This window comes from Vogesella facilis, assembly GCF_042648525.1.
In the GTDB taxonomy this organism is placed as follows: Bacteria; Pseudomonadota; Gammaproteobacteria; order Burkholderiales; family Chromobacteriaceae; genus Vogesella; species Vogesella facilis.
Map to the genome: position 1 here is coordinate 251912 of NZ_JBHRXN010000036.1, position 19601 is coordinate 271512.

Below are 19601 nucleotides of genomic sequence, written 5' to 3' on the forward strand. Positions count from 1 at the left end.
CTACGCTGATGCCCTCCGGATAAAAATTTGCGATGTGCCCAGGTGGCGGAATTGGTAGACGCACTAGGTTCAGGTCCTAGCGGTGGCAACACTGTGGAAGTTCGAGTCTTCTCCTGGGCACCAGCATAAAGAGCTGCAGATTATGTCTGCAGCTCTTTTGCATTGTCACCCCCACAAGCAAAAGCCCCGCCGCGGCGGGGCTTTGTCATTGGTACTCAGCTGATGCCGGGCAGGCTGCGCGGCAGCCTTGGGTTAAGGTGCCCCCCCACCGGCTGTACCGCCTCACCATTGTTCAGCAGCTGCTCTTCGTCCACGCTCAGCCAGCGCTTTGCCAGCAGACTGCCGGTAATCACCGCCTTGTCGGCGTCCTTGCACGACAGGCATACCGGCCTGCCCTTGCGCTCGCGGATCGCCTGATCCACCCGCGCACCGTGCAGCACCTTGCCCTTTTCCTGCTGCCAGGACAACAAGGTGTTGGCCAGGTAGCGATAGGACGGGTCTTTCATACCGTAAACGTCGCGATAGGCGGTCAGCCACAGCTCGCCGGCCTCGTCTTCGTTCAGCACCAGCGGCTGGTAGGCGATGGTGACCATGGCTCCAACATTCACCCAGTCCGCCAGTGCCAGCGCATTTTCATTGCGCAGCCGCACACAGCCGTGGCTGCGCACACCCGGTACGCTGCCCGGCTGGTTGGTGCCATGAAAGCCCAGCCCCAGCCGCGGCTCGCCAAAGCGGATGAACACCTTGCCCAGCGGATTGTCCGGCCCCGGCGGTATCTCGGTTTTCACCGGTTTGCCCTGCTTGGCCATTTCCGCCTGGATAGACTTGGGAATATGCCAGGTAGGATCACGATAAATACCGGTAACGCTGTAGTTGCCGGTAGGCGTCTGGGTAAGCTGCTTGCCGACGGCAATCGGATAGGTCTTGAGCAGCAGGCCATCCTGATACAGGTGCACGCGGGTCTGCGGCAGGTTCACGACCAGATGCTGCCCCTGCGCAGCAATGGCGACATCCGGCTCCGGCTCGGAAGCCTGCGCCGCGACGGCATAGCCGGCCAGCAGACTGCACAGCAGCCCCAGGCGCAGCATGGACGGGATAGATGGGACGGTTTGCATAGCCGTGATGGTACCAGATGGACCCTCGTTTGTTGCGTTGCGATAGATAGCGGCCATTGCCGTGCGTTTTACTGTGGTTTCTGCGACAATTAACGCCTTTGCCCTAGCATTTTGACTTACAAAACAATGACTCAACAGCAGCTTGCCCATATCGAATCACTGGACCACGAAGGCCGCGGTGTTGCCCATGTAGACGGCAAGACCATCTTCATCGAAGGTGCCCTGCCCTACGAGACCGTGAGCTACAGCAGCTTCCGCAAAAAGCCCAGCTACGAAAACGCAGTTGCCGTCGATATTATCAAGGACAGTTACATGCGCGCCGAGCCGGCCTGCCCGCACTTCGGTGTCTGCGGCGGCTGTTCGATGCAGCACGTCGAATTCAGCGCCCAGGTCGCCATCAAGCAGCGCGTAATGGAAGACAACCTGACGCGGCTTGGCAAGGTAAAGCCACAAGTGGTGATGACGCCGATCGCCGGCCCCACCTGGGGCTATCGCCATCGCGCCCGCCTGTCTGCCCGGCTGGTGGAGAAAAAAGGCGGCGTACTGGTGGGCTTCCACGAAAAGCGTTCCAGCTTCATTGCCGACATGCGCGAATGTCGCGTGCTGCCCAAGCACATTTCCGACCTGATCGTGCCGCTGCGCGAGATGATCATCAAGCTGTCGATCAACAACCGCATGCCGCAGGTGGAAGTGGCCGTCGGCGCCGAGGTGGATATCCTGGTGTTCCGCAATATGGAAGCCATTACTGATGCAGACTTCGAGATCCTGCAGAAGTTCTCCGACCAGTACTCGCAGCCCAAGCGCCCGCTGCAAATCTGGCTGCAGCCCAAGGGCCCGGAAACCTGCTACCCGATCTACCCGCTGGACGCGCCCAAGCTCACCTACCGCCTGCGCGACTTCGACGTGGAAATGCCGTACTACCCCACCGAATTCACCCAGGTGAACCCGGACATCAACAACGTGATGGTCAGCCGCGCGCTGCGCCTACTGGACCCCAAGGCCGGCGAACGCATCGCCGACATGTTCTGCGGCATCGGCAACTTCACCCTGCCTATCGCCCGCAGCGGCGCCGACGTGCACGGCATGGAAGGCAGCGAGGCGCTGGTGAAGCGCGCGGTGGAAAACGCCACCCACAACCGGCTGCAGCACAAGGTGAGCTACGAGATGGCCAACCTGTTCGAGGTAACCGAGGAATCGTTCGCCGCGCTGGGCAAGTTCGACAAGATGCTGATCGACCCGCCACGCGACGGCGCCATCCAGCTGGTGAAGGCCATCACCGAGGAAACCGCGCCGCAGCGCATCGTGTATGTCTCCTGTAACCCGTCCACCCTGGCGCGCGACGCCGGCGTGCTGGTGCACACCAAGGGCTACACGCTGAAATCCGCCGGCATCGTTAACATGTTCCCGCACACCGCGCACGTCGAGTCCGTCGCCTGGTTCGAGAAGACCGGCCCGTGCAAGACCCACGCCGAGCTGGAAGCCATGGAAGCCGAGGAAGAAGCGCAGCGCGCCGCCGCCCGCGAGATCGCCATTACCGCCCGTCTGGAGCGTGAGGCCACGCTGGCCGAGCAGCAAGCCGCGGAAAAAGCCGAAAGGTTGGCCGCAAAGGCCGCCCGCACCGCCGAGTTCCACGCCCGCACCCAGGCCAACGCCGACAAGCGTGCTGCTTACGAAGCGCGCCACGGTGGCGAAGGCGAACAGGCGGAGTAAGACCGCGGCGGTAACCCGCCCAAGCACACAGCCGGCACTCACCCGCCGGCTGTTTTTTTTGCGCCGCCGGCCAACACCGCCCTGCCCGCCGCCGACCGGATTGCGCCTTGCCCCCTTACCGATCGCTGCCGACAATACAGCGGAATAGCGCACATCGCCCCGATGCGCCGCTGCCGACACGGAAGGGCCGCTCCGCATGGAACTGAACCAGCAACAGCTACAACAGGCAACCGAGCGCGGCTTGCTGACGGCGCAGCAGGCCGCGGCGCTGTGGGCCTTTTTGCAGCAGCAGGACAAGGCGACGCCGCGCTTCCAGCTCACCCACATCCTGTATTACCTGGGCGGCATGATCGCCATCGGCGCCATGACGCTGTTCATGAACCTGGGCTGGGAACGCTTCGGCGGCGGCGGGCTGCTGCTGATTTCGCTGCTGTACGCCGTGGCCGCGCTGGGCTGCAGCCGCTGGCTACTGCAGCAGCGGTTTGCCATACCGGCCGGCATTCTGGCCACGCTGGCGGTGTGCATGACGCCACTGGCGGTGTACGGGCTGCAGAGCATGCTGGGCCAGTGGCCGGTCAACACCCATTATCAGGACTACCACCGCTATATCGACTGGCGCTGGCTGCAGATGGAACTGGCCACCTTGGCCGCCGGCAGCATTGTGCTGCAGCGGCTGCGGCTACCATTTCTGGTAATGCCTATCGCCGTGACGCTGTGGTACCTGAGCATGGATCTGGCGCCAATGCTGTTCGACCCGGAATATGTCGGCCACTACTGGCGGCAGTGGGTGTCGCTGTGGTTCGGTCTGGCCATGCTGCTGCTGGCGTTCTGGGTGGACCTGCGCAGCCGCAGCGGCAAGGATTACGCGTTCTGGCTGTACCTGTTCGGCACACTGGCGTTCTGGGGTGGGCTGAGCCTGATGAACTCCGACAGCGAGCTGAACAAGTTCATCTATCTGTGTATCAACCTGCTGATGATCCTGGCCAGCGCAGTGCTGGCGCGGCGGGTGCTGGCGGTATGCGGCGCGCTGGGCTGCGCCGGCTATCTGGGGCACCTGGCCTACCAGGTGTTCCGCGACAGCCTGCTGTTCCCCTTCGTGCTGACGCTGATCGGCCTGGCGGTGATCTGGCTGGGCATCCAGTGGCAGCGGCACGAGGCCGCCGTCAGCGCCCGTCTGCGCGCGCGGCTGCCGGCAGAGCTACAGGCGCTGCTGGCACGCCGCGGCTGAAGCCGCTAGCGCGCCTCCACCAGTTGCGCCAGCAGCTGCAGCGACTGCTGCCAGCCCACGTAGCAGCTTTCCGGCGGAATGGCGGCGGGGATGCCCTCCTGCACGATGCTGAGCTCGGTGCCGCAGGACACGGCGGCAAAGGTGATGGTGGTGCGCATCTCGCCCGGCAGGTTGGGGTCGTCGAAGCGGTCGGTGTGGCAGATGCGTTGGCCGGGCACCAGCTCCAGGTACTCGCCACCGAAGCTTTCGCTCTGGCCGCTGCCAAAATGGGTGAACGACATGCGATAGCTGCCGCCGACGCGGGCGTCGAGGCTGTGCACATGGCCGCTGTAACCGTGTGGCGGCAGCCACTTGGCCAGCGCGTCGGCATCGAGAAAGGCGCGGTAGAGCTTGTCGGGGGCCGCGCAGATCACGCGGTGCAGATGTACGGTATGGCTGCTCATGGCGAGGCTCCGGCTGGGGGATGTCACCAGTCTAGACCACGCTGCCAGCGCGGCCGGGCTCAATTGCCAGCGGCCAACTCCGCCACCCGCTGCAGGCCGCGCTGGTAGGCATCGCTCCACGGGTAGCAGCAGGACAACCGCAAGCAGTTGCGGTAGCGGCCGCGCGGCGAGTACAGCGCGCCGGGCACCAGCAGCATCTTCTCGGCGTAAGCAGCGCGCGACAGCGCCAGCGAATCGGCCTCGCCCGGCAGCTCCACCCATAACACACAGCCGCCGGTGGGCGACGTGGCGCGGGTGCCGGGCGGGAAGTAATTGGCCACCACGTCCTGCAGCCGCGACATCTGCGACTGGTAATGCCGGCGCAAAAAGCGCAGGTGCTGGTCGTAGGCGCCGTCCTGCAGGTAGCTGGCCAGGGTTTCCTCCAGCAGCCGCGGCTGCGACAGCGAGGAGGCGAACTTGAGCCGGGTCAGCTCGCGGCGGTAGCGGCCCGGCGCGATCCAGCCGGTGCGAAAGCCCGGCGCCAGCGTCTTGTTGAAGCTGCCGCACAGCAGCACATAGCCGTCGCGGTCGAAAGCCTTCACCGCGTCCGGCGTCAGCTGGCCGTAGAACAGATCGGCGTGCGGACAATCCTCGATCAGCGGCACCTTGTGCTCGTTCACCAGTGCGGCCAACCTTTTCTTGTTCTCCAGCGGCATGGTAGCGCCCAGCGGGTTGTGTACCGTGGGCATGGCCACGATGGCGTTGAGCCGCCCTTCGCTCAGCAGCAATTCCAGTGCGTCCAGCGACAGCCCGGTGGTGGGGTGGGTGGGAATCTCGATCACCTTCAGCCCCAGGCTTTTCAGCAGCGGCAACAGCAGAAAATAGGTGGGCGATTCCAGCCCTATGGTGTCGCCGTGCTTGCACACCGTGCGCAGCGCCAGCTGCAGCGCCTCGGTGCAGCCGTTGGTGGTGACGATGTCGTCCGCCGTCAGCGCCACACCCCAGGCCAGCGCGCGGCGCGCCACCTGCTCGCGCAAGGCGAGCGAACCCGGAGGGTAGCTGTAGTCGGTGGCCAGCTCCGGCTGCTCGCGGGTGAGCTTGCCGAGGATGCTCTTGAGGCGGCTGGTGGGGTAGAAATCGCTGCCGCGCGGCGAGGCCATGGAAAGATCCAGGTAGCCCGGCTGCTGCTGGGCGGCCAGCACCAGCTCGATGTTGTCCAGCACCTCGTCGCCGGTGGCCACGGTGCCGCTCTGGCGCCGCATGTGCGGCAGCGGCAGCCGCGTCTGCGCCCGCACGTAGAAGCCGGACTGCGGCCGCGCCTCCACCAGGCCGCGTTCTTCCAGCAGCCGGTAGGCGGACAGGATGGTAGCCGGGCTTACCTGGTATTGCTCGCAGGCCTTGCGTACCGACGGCATCTTCTGCCCCGGCTGCAGCACCCCACGCTGCATCATGGTGGTCCATTCGCTTACCAGCCGCATATAGAGGGATTCTTGCGCCATATTGCACCTGCACAGTTTGGGGCATCATCGACCATAACAGTTCTGCCAACAACAAACTGTTATGGTTTCAAATTGAAATTTCTGAATCTGTTATTGTAGCGCGGCAATGCCTATCATCACAGCCATCGAAAACAGCTTTGCGAACCGGCGTCATGAATACCGCAGCTCTGGTGATCTACCTGGCCGTAATGGCCATCACCCCCGGCCCCAATAATCTGATCCTGGCCGCCTCCGGCCTGAATCACGGCTTCCGCCGCACCGTGCCGTCGCTGTTCGGCATCGCCACCGGCATTGCGCTGCAGGCGGCCATCATCATCCTGTTCATGGGCCAGCTGACCGGGCTGGTAGGCAGCTTCAAGCCGCTGCTGACCGTGGCCGGCTGCGGCTACCTGCTGTACCTGGCCTGGCAGATCCAGCGCAGCAGCATGCTGGATGACGAGGATGGCGCGGTGCAGCCGATGTCCTTCATGGGCGGTATCTGGTTCCAGTGGCTGAACCCCAAGACCTGGATGATCAGCCTGAACATGGGCATGGTGTTCCTGCCGCAGAGCATGCCGGCCAGCCAGGCGGCAGTGCTGTTCTTCGTGGTGGTATTCGCCACCATGATGCCGTGCATCAGCGTGTGGGCCGGTGCCGGTGTGGCACTGCAACGGCTGCTGCACACCCCGCGCCGCATGCGCCTATTCAATACCGCGATGGCACTGACCCTGGCTGCCACCGCGCTGTGGCTGCTGCTGGCCAACCTGCCGGCCAGCCCTGCCCTGCCGGCCGGCCTTAACGCCTGATCGCACTGTTCCGCACAACGTTGGCCGCATTGCCGCAAGGCATGCGGCCAACTTGCTTTGCGCCACCGGTTTGCCCGCGCTTTGGCCGGCAACGTACAATAGCCGCCTTACCGAATTTCCCGTTCAGGCGTAGACCATGATCCGCACCCGTTTTGCCCCCAGCCCCACCGGTTTCCTGCACATCGGTGGCGTGCGCACCGCGCTGTTTTCCTGGGCCTTTGCCCGCAAGAATGCCGGCACCTTCGTGCTGCGCATCGAAGACACCGACCTGGAGCGCTCCACCCCGGAATCGGTGAAGGCGATCATGGACGGCATGCACTGGGTAGGCCTGGACTACGACGAAGGCCCGTTCTACCAGACCCAGCGCTTCGACCGTTACAAGGACGTGATCCAGCAGCTGCTGGCCAGCGGCCACGCCTACCATTGCTACATGAGCAAGGACGAGCTGGATGCGCTGCGCGCGCAGCAGGAAGCCAACGGCGAGAAGCCGCGCTACAACCGCCTGTGGCGCCCGGAGGCCGGCAAGACCCTGCCGGCGATTCCGACCGACGTGCAGCCGGTGGTGCGCTTCAAGAACCCGATCGGCGGCTCGGTGGTGTGGGACGACGCGGTGAAAGGCCGCATCGAGATCAGCAACGACGAGCTGGACGACCTGATCATCGCCCGCCCGGACGGCAGCCCCACCTACAACTTCTGCGTGGTGGTGGACGACTGGGACATGAACATCACTCACGTGATCCGCGGTGACGACCACGTGAACAACACCCCGCGCCAGATCAACATCCTCAAGGCGCTGGATGCCCCACTGCCGGTGTACGCGCACCTGCCGATGATCCTCAACGAGAACGGCAACAAGATGTCCAAGCGCCGCGACGCGGTGAGCGTGGTGGACTACGCCGCCAAGGGCATCCTGCCGGAAGCGCTGCTGAACTACCTGGCGCGCCTGGGCTGGGGCCATGGCGACGAGGAATTCTTCAACATGGAACAGTTCGTGGAATGGTTCAGCCTGGAGGCGGTGAGCCCGTCCGCCAGCCGCTTCAACCACGAAAAATTCATGTGGCTGAACGCGCAGCACATCAAGGCCGCCGACAACCAACGCCTGGCCAAACTGATTGCCGGCCGCCTGGCTGCGGCCAACGTTGATACCGGCAACGGCCCGGCGCTGGCCGACGTGGTGGCACTGGTGAAGGAGCGCATCCAGGACTTGAATGCCCTGGCGCAGGAAGTGGACTACTTCTACGCCAAGCGCGAGCCGCAGGCCGCCGACGTGGAAAAACACCTGCAGCCCGACAGCCGCGAGCGCATGCTGCGCTTTGCCGACAAGCTGGCCGCACTGGAAAGCTGGAACGCCGAGAGCATCCACGAGCTGTTCAAGCCGTTCTGCGCCGAGGAAGGCATCAAGATGGGCCAACTGGGCATGCCGCTGCGCGTGCTGGTCTGCGGCACCACCCAGACCCCGTCGGTGGATGCGGTGCTGGCGCTGATCGGCAAGGACGAAGTGCTGCGCCGCCTGCGCGCCTGAGCCAGGTTGGCCGCAATGCAAAACCCCGGCAACGCGCCGGGGTTTTTGTTTGCCGCCGCGCCAGCATCAGCCCACCACGACTGCACGCCGCCCGAAGCGCGTGCGACAGCGCGCTACCAGCACCGCCCGCGATGAGCAAACAGGCCGGCAGCGGGAAGTCGCCAACGTGGGCGACCCCACCTGCCGCCGCGAAGATGCCGCGCCCAGCCGCCGCAATGCAAAAAGCCAAATCACCGCAACGGTTGATTTGGCTTTTTAAATTCTGGTCGGGGTGAGAGGATTCGAACCTCCGGCCTCTACGTCCCGAACGTAGCGCTCTACCAGGCTAAGCTACACCCCGAATTAGGTTTTGTTGCAAGAAACAGCTCTGGTCGGGGTGAGAGGATTCGAACCTCCGGCCTCTACGTCCCGAACGTAGCGCTCTACCAGGCTAAGCTACACCCCGTTTTAGGCTGCACTTGCAATATGAATGAAATGGTCGGGGTGAGAGGATTCGAACCTCCGGCCTCTACGTCCCGAACGTAGCGCTCTACCAGGCTAAGCTACACCCCGCCGTGAATTCATTCATCGTGAAAGACAGGTAGATTGCGGCGTTTTTGCGCTACAATCTGTCGATCACTGAGGCGAAAGATTATCTATCAATTATGTGGTTTAAGCAACTCTCTTTTTTCCGGCTGGATGAAAACTTTGCCATCGACGGCGACAAGCTGACCGACGCGCTGGCCACCCGCCCTTTCCAGCACTGTAGCGGCCTGGACTGGTTCAGCGAAGGCTGGGTCACCCCCGCCGGACACCTGGATACCCCGCTGTACCAGCAGCGCCAGTACCGCCTGCTTAGCCTGCGGCGCGAAGACAAGGTATTGCCTTCCGGCGTGATCCGCGACCACCTGGACAGCAAGATCAGCCAGATCGAAGCCGAGGAACTGCGCAAGGTTGGCCGCAAGGAAAAACTGGCGCTCAAGGAGCAGATCACCGACGACTTGCTGCCGCGCGCCTTCACCCGCTCCAGCCGCACCACTGCCTATCTCGACGGCCAGCGCGGCTGGTTGATGGTGGATAGCGGCACCGCCAGCAAGGCGGAAAACCTGGTGTCGCAGCTGCGCGAGGCGCTGCCGCCGTTCCCGGCCGCACTGCCGCGTACCGCGCTGTCGCCACACGCGGCGATGACCGACTGGCTGGCCAGCGGCGAAGCGCCCGGCGGCTTCGAGCTGGATGCCGAGTGCGAACTGAAGGACGGCAGCGAAAACGGCGCCGTGGTGCGCTGCACCCGCATCGACCTGACCGCCGACGAGATTCGCCAGCACATCGCCACCGGCAAGCAGGCCACCCGCCTGGGGCTGATCTGGCGCGAACGCATCCGCTTCGTGCTCACCGACCAGTTGCAGCTCAAGCGCCTGCAGTTCCTGGATGTGCTGCAAGAGGAAGCCAGCCAGGCCGGCGACGACATGGCCAGCCTGTTCGAGGCCACCTTCCTGCTGATGGCGGAAGAACTGGGCGAACTGGTGGACGAGCTGGTGCTGGCACTGGGCGGGCTGGACGACAGCCAGCGTGCCGTGCAGCCCGTCACCGAGGCGACCAGCAGCACCGTCAACACCGCCAGCGACACGGCAGCGGCCAGCGACAGCAACGACGTGCCCTGGGACTAAGCCCCCTAGCGGCAACCCACAGCGCCAGCCGCAGCTTTGTTCCCTGCGTCTGGCGCTGCGTCGTTCCGGCCGTGGCGCCGCCGCCAGCGGCCAGCACAAAAAAAATCGCCCATTCCGGCGGGAACGGGCGGTCTCTGAATGATGGTGAGACAGAAGCAACGGGACAGACTCTCAAGCGGGGGTCTGCATGCAGACTCCGCAACCTACATTGAGCAATCCCCGTGCCAGCGCCAGGGCGCGCGCCGGCGGCGGATGCGCCCATCCATGGCACTGACATCGGCCAACCGCGCCCAGAAGCAGTGCGTCATGCCCCGTATTGAGACTTGCCGCCCGCCGGCCCGCCTGGCGGCCACCGTGCCAGGCAAAATCGTGTACGCTTGAGTATGTTGACCGTCTATTGCCATCCCACCGATGAATATCAAGGCCAGTAAAACCAGCACCGCCGCGCCGCCGGAACCGCCACCGTTGCCGGCGCTGGAGAACGAAACCTATCTTGCCAGCCAGGCCAGCACGCATGGCGACCAGCTGCTGGCGCTGAACAGCAACGGCAACATCATTTATGTGTTTGCGCGCCGCAGCCTGGCCAAGACCTCGCTGTCCGACTTCTACCGCATCCAGTTCCAGGCTTATGCCATGGTGCAGGGCACGCAGTGGAAGAGCATGCAGGGTGAAGCCAGCGACTGGATGAACACCCGCAACTGCCTGCAGGTGAGCGTGGACCACGCGCGGCGCCTGGTGCAGTTCGGCCCGCGTTCCGGCTTCTTGCTGAGCCCGGAAATCGCCGGCCTGGGGCTGACCAGCTACGCCTATGCGCAGATTATCCAGTGGCTGAAAACCCACTTTGCCGATTACAGCGTGCCGCCCACCACCCTGCCCAGCCCGGAAGCCGACGGCGAAGAGGCACGCATCAAGCGCAATTCCCGCCTGGCGGCGCAGGGCTTCGACTTTGAATGGCTGGACAGCGAGCAACGCTCCGGCCGCTACTTCAAGGAGCGCGTCGGCCAGCTGATCAGCAGCTGGGAAACCGACAAGATCACCGAGGTGCCGCTGAGCCTGCTGCTGGACAGCGTGGCGCGGCTGGATGGCGACAAGCTGGAGCTGCAAAAGCAGCTGACGGCGGTAAAAAGCCAGGAGCGCTCGCTGGAGGTATCGCTGGCCAAGGAGCGGCACACCAACCTGATCTTGACCGGGGTGACCTGCTTTGTGCTGGTGTTCACCCTGCTGGGCATCTTCGGCCTGTACTAAGCCGGCAGCAGCACTCGCCATCGGGGCCAGCGCGACGCGCCTGGCCCCGATGTTTTGGCTCCGGCGCACCCCCTCCTAGTCGAAAGCCAGCACCCGCGGCTGCGCCACCGCATACCGGCAACCAGCCAGGCATCGAAGACCACACCTGCCACTGCCCCATCTCCGGCATCACCCTGGCTGCCAGCGTCACCCGGCCGATGCTCTTGCAGTACAGCAGCACCGTGCGGCCAACGTCGGCCAAGGCCGGATCACCCGACAGGCGACACCCCAGCACCGCGCGCGGGATATTCGGCGCGCCGGCCAGATGCTCGGCGGCAAACGCCGCCGGCTCGCGCACGCAGCAGGCCCGCCGCCAGCAGTTGCTGCGCTTGCCACACCGAATATCTCCGGATCTGGTCACTAGCTGCCGCAACCAGCTCATGTGCCGTTTGCTTCTGCCTTGCACTTTCCGCGAGCAATAGTGAAGCCACGCCGCAAGCACCGCCGGCGTCAGCCAGCTTGTACATTATCTTTTTTTATATTATGTTTACAAACATAGAAACTCGGCATGAGCCGACGGAGAGCCCCGCCCATGTCCCGCCCCAACTTGCTGCTCGCCAGCCTGCTGCTACTGTCCAGCGCTCACGCCGCCCCGCTAGCCACCCTGCAGCTGGGTGGCAGCAGCGCCGTGCAGCAATACCGCATCCAGGGCGTGGTCCAGTCGCAGCGCAGCGCGCAGCTGTCGGTGCCGGTAGCCGGCCGGCTCACCCGCCTTGCCGCCCACGCCGGGCAAACGGTGAAAGCCGGCCAGCTGCTGGCGCAGGTGGATGGCGAGGCCGCACGGCAGAGCGCCGCCGCCGGCCAGGCGCAGATTGCTGCGGCCAACGCCCAGCTGGAGCAGGCGCGCCGCGACTACCAGCGCAGCGCCAAACTCGCCGCCGAGCACTTCCTGAGCGGCGCGGCGCTGGAGCAGGCCGGCGCACAGCTGAAGACCGCCGAAGCGCAGGCACGCGCGCAGATCGCCACTGCCCGCGCCGCCGGCGCCCAGGCCGGGCTGTACCGGCTCACCGCACCGTTTGCCGGCACCATCGCCCGCGTCGACGGCGACCAGGGCGCGCTGGCGATGCCGGGCCAGTCCATCGTGGAGCTGTACGACCCCACCGCGCTGCGGGTGGAACTGCAGCTGCCGGCCAGCGCCTATGCCGACATCCGCCAGGATGCGCCGGTGAGCCTGAGCTGGCGCGGCCAGGCGCTGAAGGTTGGCCGCATCGAGTGGTTCCCCGCCGCGGATGCCGGCAGCCAGACCCGCACCGTGCGCATCAACCTGGCCGCCGGCAGCCAGCCGGTGGTGGGCGAGATGGCCAGTGCCAGCTTCGCTACCCGCGGCAAGGCCGACGTGCGCCTGAGCGTGCCGGCCGGTGCCGTGAGCCACCAGCGCGAATTCGATGCCGTCTACGTGGTGGATGCCACCGGCAAGCCCAGCCTGCGCTACGTGCGGCTGGGCACGCCACAAGGCGATAGCTACCCGGTGCTGTCCGGCCTGAAGGCCGGTGAGCGCATTGCGGCCAACGCCGAACAGGCGGCCGCACTGACCATCACACACGCAGGTACACGCTGATGCACGCCGGCGACAAGATGGGCATCGCCGGCCGGCTGGCGGCCTTTTTCCAGAACGCGCGCATCACCCCGCTGATCGCGCTGCTGGCGCTGCTGCTGGGCCTGTTCGCGGTGCTGGTGACGCCGCGCGAGGAAGAGCCGCAGATCAACGTCACCATGGCCAATGTGCTGATCCCCTTCCCCGGCGCCAGCGCCGACAGCGTGGAAAGCCTGGTGGCCCAGCCGGCCGAGCAGGTGCTGGGGCAGATCGACGGCGTCGATCACATCTACAGCGTGTCGCGCCCCGGCATGGCGGTGATCACCGTGCAGTACAAGGTGGGCGTGCCGCGCATCGATGCGCTGGTACGGCTGTACGACACGGTGAACAGCCATGCCGACTGGCTGCCGCCTGGCCTGGGCGTGGGCCAGCCGCTGATCAAGCCCAAGGGCATCGACGACGTGCCCATCGTCACCTTTACCCTGCACAGCCGCGACAACAGCCTGGGCAGCTTCGAGCTGGAGCGCATCGCCCACGCACTGGAAGGCGAGCTGAAGCGCGTGCCCGGCACCCGCGAGGTAAGCACCATCGGCGGCCCCGGCCAGGCCATCAACGTGAGCCTGCAGCCGCAAAGGTTGGCCGCAACCGGCCTGACGGTGGACGACCTGCGCCACGCACTGGCCGGCGCCAACTTTGCGCTGCCGCTGGGCCAGACCGTGGATCAGCGCGCCATCACGCTGGAGGCCGGCCCCTTCCTGCAGAACGCCCGGCAGGTGGCCGAGCTGATCGTGGCGGTGCGTAACGGCAAGCCGGTGTACCTGCGCGATGTGGCCGAAGTCAGCGCCGGCGCGCAGCAGCCGTCGCGCTACGTATGGTTTGGCGATGCCAAAGGTGAAACACCGGCGGTGACCATCAGCATCACCAAGCAGCCGGGGCAGAACGCGGTGGACATCGCCGATGCGCTGCTCGCGCGCGTCCAGCAGCTGCACGGCAGCATGCTGCCGGACAACGTCGAGGTCACCCTCAGCCGCAACTACGGCGCCACCGCCAATGACAAGGCGCAGAAGCTGATCCAGAAACTGGCGTTTGCCACCGCCTCGGTGGTGGCGCTGGTGATGCTGGCGCTGGGCCGCCGCGAGGCCGCCATCGTTGGCGTGGCGGTGATCCTCACCCTCACCGCCACCCTGTTCGCCTCCTGGGCCTGGGGCTTCACGCTGAACCGCGTATCGCTGTTCGCACTGATCTTTTCCATCGGCATCCTGGTGGACGACGCCATCGTGGTGGTGGAGAACATCCACCGCCACCGCCAGCTGCACCCGGCAGCCAGCCTGGGCGAGCTGATTCCGCGCGCGGTGGACGAAGTGGGCGGCCCCACCATCCTGGCCACGCTGACGGTGATAGCCGCGCTGCTGCCCATGGCCTTCGTCTCCGGCCTGATGGGGCCGTACATGAGCCCGATCCCGATCAATGCCTCCATGGGCATGCTGATCTCGCTGGCCATCGCCTTCATCCTCACCCCGTGGCTGGCGCGACGCTGGCTGGCCACGACCCACCAGCCGCACCACGGCTTGGCCGCAAAGCTGCAGCCGCTGGCCGGCAAGCTGTTCGCGCCCTTCCTGCACCCGCACAAAGGCGGCCGGGCACGCACGCTGCTGTGGCTGGCCGTGGCCGGCATGGTGCTGCTGTCGCTGGCGTTGCCGGTGGCAAAACTGGTGGTGCTGAAGATGCTGCCGTTCGACAACAAGTCCGAGCTGCAGCTGGTGGTGGACATGCCGGCCGGCAGCCCGCTGGAAGACACCGCCGCCCTGATGAAGGACATGGGCGCCTGGCTGGGCAGGCAGCCGGAGGTGGTCGACTACCAGGCCTATGCCGGCGTGGCCGCGCCGATCAACTTCAACGGCCTGGTGCGCCAGTACTACCTGCGCAGCGGCTATGAAAGCGGCGACATGCTGATCAATCTGCAGGACAAACACCAGCGCAGCGAAGCCAGCCACCGCATCGCGCTGCGCTACCGCCCGGCGCTCAGCGCCATTGCCAGCCGCTACGGCGCACGCATCAAGCTGGTGGAAGTGCCGCCCGGCCCGCCGGTGATGGCGCCCATCGTGGCCGAGGTCTACGGCCCGTCCGCCGAGGGGCGCGCCGGCGTGGCGCAGCAGCTGGAGGCGCTGTTCAAGCGCAGCGGCCATATCGTGGACGTGGACAGCAGCGTGCAGCCGCAAGCCCCGAAAACCGTGCTGCTGATCGACCGCGAAAAAGCCATGCAGCGCGGCGTGCCGCAAGCCGACATCGTGACAACGTTGGCCGCAGGGCTGGGTGGCGACAACGCCACCTGGTTGCACGACAACAGCAAGTACCCGGTGCCGGTGCAACTGCGCCTGCCGCTGGCGGCGCAGGCCGATACCGACGCGCTGCTGGCGCTGCCGGTGCGCGCCGGCAATGGCAGCGTGCTGCCGCTATCCGAGCTGGTGCACGCGGTACCGGCGGTGGTGGAGCACCCCCGCATGCGCAAGGACGGCGTGGCGGTGGACTACGTGCTGGCCGACATGGCCGGCGGCGAGGACAGCCCGCTGTACGGCATGTTCGAGATGCGCGGCCAGCTGGCCGCCATCAAGACCGCCAACCTGCAGCCGCTGGGCGAATATTTCATCCACCAGCCGCAGGACACCCAGCGCCAGTACGCCATCAAATGGGACGGCGAATGGCAGATCACCTACGAAACCTTCCGCGACATGGGCGCCGCCTACGCGGTGGGCCTGGTGCTGATCTACCTGCTGGTGGTGGCGCACTTCGGCTCCTACCTGATGCCGCTGATCATCATGGCGCCGATTCCGCTGACCCTGGTCGGCGTGATGCCCGGCCATGCGCTGCTGGGCGCGCCGTTCACCGCCACCAGCATGATCGGCATGATCGCGCTGGCCGGCATCATCGTGCGCAACTCCATCCTGCTGGTGGATTTCATCCGCCTGGAGGTAGACGCCGGCAGGGATCTGGCCAGCGCGGTGGTGCACTCCGCCGCCACCCGCGCGCAGCCGATCGCCCTCACCGGCCTGGCGGCGATGACCGGCGCGCTGTTCATCCTGGACGACCCTATCTTCAACGGCCTGGCCATCGCGCTGATCTTCGGCATCCTGGTCTCCACCCTGCTGACGCTGCTGGTGATTCCGCTGCTGTACTACATCGCCTTCCGTGGCCTGGCTACGGACACCCCAGGGCGCCTTGAAAAACCCTGACTTCTAAGCGATACAAGGCGCGAACGAAAAATTTCGACGCAGCATATGTTTGATATGTAAGGAGAAATTTTTCGTGAGCAACGCAGTATCGCGACGAAAGCGGGAGTTTTTCGAGGTGCACTCAACACTGAAAGGACACCACCATGACCATAGAACGCGCCATCCGCTTTTTTGCCGGCCTGATGATCCTGCTGTCGCTGGCGCTGGGCGCCGAGGCCAGCCCGCTGTTCGTCAGCAAGTACTGGCTGTGGCTGACCGCCTTCGTCGGCGCCAACCTGCTGCAGTTCTCGCTGAGCAACGTCTGCCCGCTGGCCATCCTGCTGAAAAAGCTGGGCGTGCCGCAGCAGGCCGGCTGCGAGGCCGGCAAATGACACGCCAGCTACCCGCCGGAGCCGACATGCTGCACACCAACGTGCTGGCCCGCCCCACCCCGTTGCTTATTGCTGAGAGGAGCCAATCATGATCGCCTGGCTGAAGAAACTGCTCTCCCCCACCGCCGCGCCCAGCCTGCCGGCCGGCACCCTGCTGCTCGACGTACGCGAGCCGCAGGAATACGCCGCCGGCCACGCCCCGGGTGCCATCAACATCCCGCTGCCGCAGCTGGGTAGCCAGATCCCGCGGCTGCAGGCCAACCAGCCGCCGGCACTGCTGCTGTACTGCGCCAGTGGCATGCGTAGCGCCGCCGCCTGCCGCCAGCTGCAGCAGGCCGGCTTCCGCCAGGTGTACAACGCGCGCACCCGGCAGCAGGCTGCGGCCTGGCTGGCGCAGGCTTCGTCGCCGGATAAGCCCTAGCCGCCTCCGCGGACATGCGGCCAACGTTGGGAGGCGCACTCCCGGATGCGCGGCTTTCTGCTGCTTGTCCTGGGTGCACTACGCTTATCCGGGCTACGGGTCTGCTTTGCTTGCAAGGTTGGCCGCCTGGCGGCACGGGTTTGCGTCGGCGGCTTACACTGCGCCAGTCCGCGGATGCGCTGCGCTTATCCGGGCTATGGGTTCTCGAATCAGCGGCATGAAAAAAGGCACCGTCTGTCGACGGTGCCTTTCACTTGCGGTGTAACGCGCTGGCTTACAGGCCGAACGGGTGACGCAGCACGATGGTTTCTTCGCGGTCCGGGCCGGTGGACACGATGTCTACCGGTGCGCCGCACACTTCCTCGATGCGCTTCAGGTAGGCCTGGGCGTTGGCCGGCAGGTCTTCCCAGCGCTTGACGCCCACACTGGAGTCGGTCCAGCCCGGCAGGGTCTCGTACACCGGTTCGCACTTGGTCACCGCATCGGAACCGAACGGCAGGATGTCGACCAGCTTGCCATCCAGCATGTAGCCGGTGCACAGCTTGATTTCTTCCAGGCCGTCCATCACGTCCAGCTTCATCACGCACAGGCCGGATACGCCGTTGATCTGGATCGAGCGCTTCAGCGCGGCGGCATCGAACCAGCCACAGCGACGCGGGCGACCGGTCACGGAGCCGAACTCGTTGCCCTGCTTGGCCAGGAAGGCGCCGACTTCGTTGTCCTGCTCGGACGGGAACGGGCCGGAACCCACGCGGGTGCAGTAACCCTTCACGATGCCCAGCACGTAGTTGAGCATCTGCGGCGGTACGCCGGCGCCCGGCGCGGCTGCGCCGGCCACACAGTTGGACGAGGTCACGAACGGGTAGGTACCGTGGTCGATGTCCAGCAGGGTGCCCTGGGCGCCTTCGAACAGGATCGGGGTGCCGGCCTTGTCCATGTCGTACAGGGTACGCGATACGTCAGCCACCATCGGCTTGATACGCTCGGCCTGCTGCATGGTGTCAGCCAGGATTTTGTCGTAGCTTACCGGCTCGGCCTTGAGCAGATTGGTCAGCAGGAAGTTGTAGTAGTCGACGTTTTCCTTCAGCTTGGCGGCGAAGCGTTCCGGGTTGAACAGGTCGATCACTTTCAGGGCGCGGCGGGCTACCTTGTCTTCGTAGCACGGGCCGATGCCGCGGCCGGTGGTGCCGATCTTGCCGGCGCCCAGCGCGGCTTCGCGCGCCTGGTCCAGTGCCACGTGGTACGGCAGGATCAGCGGGCAGCCTTCGGCGATCTTCAGGCGGGCCGAGGCGTTGACGCCGGCGGCTTCCAGTTCGTCGATTTCCTTCAGCAGCGCTTCCGGCGACAGCACCACGCCGTTGCCGATGAAGCACTCCACGCCTTCGCGCAGGATGCCGGACGGTACCAGGCGCAGAACGGTTTTCTTGCCGTTGACCCACAGGGTGTGGCCGGCGTTGTGGCCGCCCTGGAAGCGCACCACGGCACGCGCGTGGTCGGTCAGCCAGTCAACAATCTTGCCCTTGCCTTCGTCACCCCACTGGGTACCGATCACCACGACATTCTTGGACATGGGAAAAAACCTCTTCTGTTTCAAGTTCAAATTATTTGAAAGGGACCAGCTGCCACTCGCCGGCGGCGAGCTGTAGTTCGCGGTCGCAATTGAGTGCGGCGGCAGATTCGCCCAGGTAATCGATGATCACGCGTTCGCCGGCGGCGCGCAGCTCGGCCACCTTGGCGGCGGCCTGCGGCAGCAGGCGGGCGGCCAACTTGATGCCTTGCGCGCTGTCGCGCTGCGGCAGGATGCGCACCAAGTCGCGCAGATCCAGGCTGAAACCGGTGGCCGGGCGGGCGCGGCCAAAGCGGCGGCCAACGTTGTCGTAGCGGCCACCGCGCGCCAGCGCCTCGGACCAGCCCGGCGCGTAGGCGGCGAACATCAGGCCGGTGTGATAGGCATCGCCGCGCAGCTCGGCCAGGTCGAAGCTGACCTGCACGCGGTCGCCCACGGCGGCGGCAATGGCGGACAGCTGCATCAGCGCCAGTTCAATCTCGGGCAGCGACGGCAGGCGGTTGCGCGCCTTTTCCAGCACGCTGGCCGGGCCGTACAGCTCCGGTAGCGCCAGGAAGGCACTGCGGTACGGTTCGGCCACGCCGGCCACCAGTTCGCCAGCGGTGGCCACGTCCTTGGCCTGCAGCGCGGCGAACAACTCCTGGCGCACGTCGGCCGCCAGACCGGCAGCCGTAGCCAGGCCGCGGAAGATGCCGATGTGGCCCACGTCCAGGCGCAGCTGGGACACGCCCACCTGGTCCAGCGCATCCAGCATCAGGCCGATGATTTCCACGTCGGCCTCGATGCCGGCGTAGCCGTACAGTTCGGCCCCCACCTGCAGCGGCTCGCGCGAGCTCATCAGGCCGGACGGACGGGCATGCACCACACTGCCGGCGTAGCACAGGCGGGTAACACCGGTACGCGACGACAGCAGATGGGCGTCGATACGTGCCACCTGCGGGGTGATGTCGGCGCGCAGACCGAGCTGACGGCCGGACAGATGGTCGTCCAGCTTGTAGGTTTTCAGATCCAGCGTGGCGTCGTCATCGGACACCAGCGCGTCGGCGTACTCCACCAGCGGCGGCAGCACGAGTTCGTAGCCGGACACGCGGAACAGCTCCAGCATCGCTGCCTTGGCGGTTTCCACCTGGCGTGCGGTTGCCGGCAGGATGTCGGCGATATGTTCGGGTAACAGCCAATTGCGCATTTTGCCTTACACACAAGAAAAGGCGGGATTCAGGATCCCGCCTTGTTATTCAGCAGCGCGGCCTGCGGCCAACGTGCCTAA

15 protein-coding genes and 4 tRNA genes are annotated in these 19601 nt (G+C 65.5%); 11 read left to right on the top strand and 8 right to left on the bottom strand.

Annotated features, from left to right (window positions below):
* Positions 1–36: 36 nt before the first annotated feature.
* Positions 37–123, top strand: a tRNA-Leu gene (locus ACFOLG_RS16540).
* A 92-nt stretch (positions 124–215) separates the two neighbouring features.
* Here ACFOLG_RS16540 and ACFOLG_RS16545 read toward each other — a convergent pair.
* Complete coding sequence (locus ACFOLG_RS16545; RefSeq protein WP_386093938.1) at positions 216–1115, bottom strand: L,D-transpeptidase; 900 nt, start codon at positions 1113–1115, stop codon at positions 216–218.
* A gap of 126 nt (positions 1116–1241) precedes the next feature.
* Between ACFOLG_RS16545 and rlmD the strand changes: the two genes are divergently transcribed.
* Together rlmD and ACFOLG_RS16555 are read left to right on the top strand one after the other, a co-directional pair.
* Positions 1242–2825, top strand: a complete 1584-nt coding sequence (rlmD, locus tag ACFOLG_RS16550) for a 23S rRNA (uracil(1939)-C(5))-methyltransferase RlmD (protein WP_386093941.1) — start codon at positions 1242–1244, stop codon at positions 2823–2825.
* A 196-nt stretch (positions 2826–3021) separates the two neighbouring features.
* Positions 3022–4053: a DUF2157 domain-containing protein gene (locus ACFOLG_RS16555; RefSeq protein WP_386093944.1), complete on the top strand. Its 1032-nt coding sequence runs from the start codon at positions 3022–3024 to the stop codon at positions 4051–4053.
* A 5-nt stretch (positions 4054–4058) separates the two neighbouring features.
* Here ACFOLG_RS16555 and ACFOLG_RS16560 read toward each other — a convergent pair whose 3' ends face one another.
* Positions 4059–4496 carry an SRPBCC family protein gene (locus tag ACFOLG_RS16560; protein WP_386093947.1) on the bottom strand — a complete coding sequence of 146 codons (438 nt, stop codon included), beginning with the start codon at positions 4494–4496 and terminating at the stop codon, positions 4059–4061.
* 59 nt (positions 4497–4555) lie between these two features.
* Positions 4556–5974 (bottom strand): aminotransferase-like domain-containing protein, encoded by a 1419-nt coding sequence (locus ACFOLG_RS16565; RefSeq protein ID WP_386093950.1) that lies wholly within the window; start codon positions 5972–5974, stop codon positions 4556–4558.
* 152 nt (positions 5975–6126) lie between these two features.
* Here ACFOLG_RS16565 and ACFOLG_RS16570 point away from each other — a divergent pair, with 152 nt between their 5' ends.
* Together ACFOLG_RS16570 and gltX are read left to right on the top strand one after the other, a co-directional pair.
* On the top strand, positions 6127–6759 hold the full coding sequence (locus tag ACFOLG_RS16570; RefSeq protein ID WP_386093952.1) for a LysE family translocator: 633 nt from the start codon (positions 6127–6129) through the stop codon (positions 6757–6759).
* Positions 6760–6895: 136 nt separating this feature from the next.
* On the top strand, positions 6896–8281 hold the full coding sequence (gene gltX / locus ACFOLG_RS16575) for a glutamate--tRNA ligase (RefSeq protein ID WP_386093955.1): 1386 nt from the start codon (positions 6896–6898) through the stop codon (positions 8279–8281).
* Between the two features lie 263 nt (positions 8282–8544).
* Here gltX and ACFOLG_RS16580 read toward each other — a convergent pair.
* The 3 genes from ACFOLG_RS16580 to ACFOLG_RS16590 all read right to left on the bottom strand — a co-directional run bounded on the left by ACFOLG_RS16580 (position 8545) and on the right by ACFOLG_RS16590 (position 8833).
* A tRNA-Pro gene (locus tag ACFOLG_RS16580) sits at positions 8545–8621 on the bottom strand.
* A 28-nt stretch (positions 8622–8649) separates the two neighbouring features.
* Positions 8650–8726: transfer RNA gene (locus tag ACFOLG_RS16585), tRNA-Pro, on the bottom strand.
* A 30-nt stretch (positions 8727–8756) separates the two neighbouring features.
* Positions 8757–8833 (bottom strand) — tRNA-Pro (locus ACFOLG_RS16590).
* Positions 8834–8925: 92 nt separating this feature from the next.
* Between ACFOLG_RS16590 and ACFOLG_RS16595 the strand changes: the two genes are divergently transcribed.
* The 6 genes from ACFOLG_RS16595 (at position 8926) to ACFOLG_RS16620 (ending at position 16767) form a co-directional block, all read left to right on the top strand.
* Complete coding sequence (locus ACFOLG_RS16595; RefSeq protein WP_386093958.1) at positions 8926–9927, top strand: recombination-associated protein RdgC; 1002 nt, start codon at positions 8926–8928, stop codon at positions 9925–9927.
* Between the two features lie 411 nt (positions 9928–10338).
* Positions 10339–11172, top strand: a complete 834-nt coding sequence (locus ACFOLG_RS16600; RefSeq protein WP_386093961.1) for a hypothetical protein — start codon at positions 10339–10341, stop codon at positions 11170–11172.
* A 571-nt stretch (positions 11173–11743) separates the two neighbouring features.
* Complete coding sequence (locus ACFOLG_RS16605) at positions 11744–12769, top strand: efflux RND transporter periplasmic adaptor subunit (protein WP_386093964.1); 1026 nt, start codon at positions 11744–11746, stop codon at positions 12767–12769.
* Positions 12769–15975, top strand: coding sequence for an efflux RND transporter permease subunit (locus tag ACFOLG_RS16610; protein WP_386093967.1), 3207 nt, complete (start codon positions 12769–12771; stop codon positions 15973–15975). Before ACFOLG_RS16605 ends, ACFOLG_RS16610 begins: the two co-directional genes overlap by 1 nt.
* Positions 15976–16118: 143 nt before the next feature.
* Entirely contained in the window at positions 16119–16346 is a 228-nt protein-coding gene (locus tag ACFOLG_RS16615; RefSeq protein ID WP_386093970.1) for a YgaP family membrane protein, read from the top strand.
* Positions 16347–16434: 88 nt separating this feature from the next.
* The gene (locus ACFOLG_RS16620; RefSeq protein WP_386093973.1) at positions 16435–16767 is read left to right on the top strand and encodes a rhodanese-like domain-containing protein; all 333 of its coding nucleotides are present in this window, start codon (positions 16435–16437) and stop codon (positions 16765–16767) included.
* 274 nt (positions 16768–17041) lie between these two features.
* Here the strand turns inward: ACFOLG_RS16620 and ACFOLG_RS16625 are convergent, their stop codons facing one another.
* Together ACFOLG_RS16625 and ACFOLG_RS16630 are read right to left on the bottom strand one after the other, a co-directional pair.
* On the bottom strand, positions 17042–18337 hold the full coding sequence (locus ACFOLG_RS16625; protein WP_386093976.1) for an adenylosuccinate synthase: 1296 nt from the start codon (positions 18335–18337) through the stop codon (positions 17042–17044).
* A 31-nt stretch (positions 18338–18368) separates the two neighbouring features.
* The gene (locus ACFOLG_RS16630; protein ID WP_386093979.1) at positions 18369–19520 is read right to left on the bottom strand and encodes an ATP phosphoribosyltransferase regulatory subunit; all 1152 of its coding nucleotides are present in this window, start codon (positions 19518–19520) and stop codon (positions 18369–18371) included.
* Between the last annotated feature and the right edge of the window lie 81 nt (positions 19521–19601).